1 protein-coding gene is annotated in these 1576 nt (G+C 45.5%); it reads right to left on the bottom strand.

Annotated features, from left to right (window positions below; translation table 11 throughout):
• Positions 1-818 precede the first annotated feature (818 nt).
• Positions 819-1343 carry a hypothetical protein gene (locus CC207_RS21690; protein WP_069017272.1) on the bottom strand — a complete coding sequence of 175 codons (525 nt, stop codon included), beginning with the start codon at positions 1341-1343 and terminating at the stop codon, positions 819-821.
• Positions 1344-1576 lie beyond the last annotated feature (233 nt).

Here is a 1576-nt window from a genome sequence, read left to right as displayed (position 1 = left end):
ACGACTGATGAATCAGGAGAATGACATGACTGCTCGATTTCCTCGACCCCACAAGGGCCGAAATTAGAGTAGGAAAAATAGATCTGTCCCTTTTTCCCTCTAATCTCGGCCTACCTACATGACAGCTAGACCCCTTCGCTGCCAGGATCTGGAATTAGAGTAGGGAAAATAAAGCTGTCCCCTTTTCCCCCGCTGCACCCACTTCCAATCTGACTCATAAAAGGCAATGGACACCAATGCCTCGCAAATACACTTAACCTCAGTCGAGGCAAAGGCTTCCTCAGCAGCTTGCTTACTCATGCGCTGGGAGTCCTGATAGCTCATCATTGCTTTTCTCCAACAAGAATGTTGACTTTGCGATCGGCCATGCCAGCCTGTTGCAAGGCCTTTTGCATATCTGGATGCATGCGAAAAAAGGGGACAGATTTATTTCCCCCACCCTAATCTCGGCCTACCTACATGACAGCTAGATCCCTTCGCTGCCAGGAGCTGGAATTAGAGTAGGAAAAATAAATCTGTCCCCTTTTCCGTTAGTATTCCCTCCCAGTGATTAGATCCACATCCTTAAGTACACCACTGCAAAAATGGGATATGCAAAAAGGAGACAGATTTATTTCCCCTACTCTAATCTCGGCCCACCTACATGACAGCTAGCCCCCTTCGCTGCCAGGAGCCGGAATTAGAGTAGGAAAAATAAATCTGTCCCCTTTTCCGCTTTTCGGCTTCCTCACGCTCAGGCTTCCTAGCCCTCAAGGTGGTTAGAACAAATTCGACAAACTCGTCGAACCGTTCCTCCTCATTTGGCCAGTTGATTACAACTACAGCTGCCAGAATGTCAGGCAAACCCCATACTCATCGAGAAGATCATCAGCGATCTCAAACTGGAAAACCTTCTCTGGAAAGCAGTCTGACAACGCGCGCTTCCAATACCTAGCGATCTGCTCGGCAAATAAATGACAAAGACGATAATCCTCCTCCGACAGCCCAACCTTAAATACGGGTCGATTCGGCGAATCCTCCCACTTTGAAAAGAACTGATTTATTGAGAAAATGTTTCTGTACCGCTCAACATCTTTACGCGATGTGCTTTGCTCCAACGCACCAGCTTCAGTCTCGACCAGCCCCTTTAAACATTTTTTTTGCGAATCGTATTGCTGTGCATTAGGCAGCCAAAAAACATGACCATCAACCTCAACAAAATCGGGAGAAAGCAAACCCAGAACAGAAATCGCCTGTTCCAATGAAACCAAGTTCCCTACATATGAAAAAAACTCTCCAACGCCAATATCTGAAGCAAATAGATTCAACGAATCTTTAGAAATACAACCTTGATAAGCTTTCATCAATTCAACCCTAAACAAAAAAGGGGACAGATTTATTTCCCCTACTCTAATCTCGGCCTACCTACATGACAGCTAGATCCCTTCGCCGCCAGGAGCTGGAATTAGAGTAGGGAAAATAGATCTGTCCCCTTTTTCTGCCATTCTTCTTTAAATTAGATTAGAAAAAGTAGACCTGCCCCCCTTTTCGTTTTTAGCAGACACCTAATCATTTCAGCTCCACCAATAATTTCTTG

Origin of the sequence: Pseudomonas sp. DrBHI1, assembly GCF_002205115.1 — a bacterium.
Lineage (GTDB): Bacteria > Pseudomonadota > Gammaproteobacteria > Pseudomonadales > Pseudomonadaceae > Aquipseudomonas > Aquipseudomonas mosselii.
Note: the sequence above shows the minus strand (reverse complement) of the source record. Positions and strands in the feature narration are given on the sequence as shown.